General features: G+C 68.3%; 1 protein-coding gene. It reads right to left on the reverse strand.

Going from position 1 to position 840, the window contains the following annotated elements:
• Positions 1-840, reverse strand: an 840-nt coding sequence (locus QSK45_RS38055) for an alpha-amylase family protein (RefSeq protein WP_490993680.1), incomplete at both ends; no start/stop codon positions are given.

An 840-nucleotide genomic window follows, 5' to 3' on the forward strand; every position in this document is an offset into this window, starting at 1 on the left:
GTTGAGGCGGGTGATGAGGGGTGCGATGGTGCGGCCCTCGCGTGCGGCGGATTCCCAGTCGCGGGGCCGGAGCTGGTATTTCTCCGAGTGCTTGTACTCCTCGCTCCCCTCGCGCAGCGCGGTGTTCTCGCACAGTTCGTAGCCGCTGTAGATGCCCCAGCTGGGGGAGAGGGTCGCGGCGAGCACGGCGCGGACCTCGAAGGCGGGCCGTCCGCCGTGCTGGAGGTAGGCGTGCAGGATGTCGGGGGTGCTGGGGAAGAGGTTGGGCCGCATGTAGGCGGCGGCCTCGCCCGACAACTCGGTGAGGTAGTCGGTGAGTTCCTGCTTGGTGGTGCGCCAGGTGAAGTAGGTGTACGACTGCTGGAACCCGATCTGGGCCAGGGTGTGCATCATCGCCGGGCGGGTGAACGCCTCGGCCAGGAAGATCACGTCGGGGTCCCGGCCGTTGATCTCCGCGATGACCCGTTCCCAGAACACGACGGGTTTGGTGTGGGGGTTGTCGACGCGGAAGATCCGCACCCCGTGGTCCATCCAGTGCCGCAGGATCCGGACCGTCTCGGCGACCAGGCCGTCCATGTCCGCGTCGAAGGCGATCGGGTAGATGTCCTGGTACTTCTTCGGCGGGTTCTCGGCGTGGGCGATGGTCCCGTCCGGGCGGTGGTGGAACCACTCGGGGTGTTTGTGCACCCAGGGGTGGTCCGGGGAGCACTGGAGGGCGAAGTCCAGGGCGATCTCCAGGCCCGACCCGCGTGCCTCGTCGACGAAGTGGTCGAAGTCGTCGAGGGTGCCGAGGTCCGGGTGGATCGCGTCGTGGCCGCCCTCGGGGGAGCCGATCGCCCA

The sequence above is a fragment of the Streptomyces hygroscopicus subsp. hygroscopicus genome, assembly GCF_030269125.1.
Taxonomy (GTDB): Bacteria; Actinomycetota; Actinomycetes; order Streptomycetales; family Streptomycetaceae; genus Streptomyces; species Streptomyces hygroscopicus_C.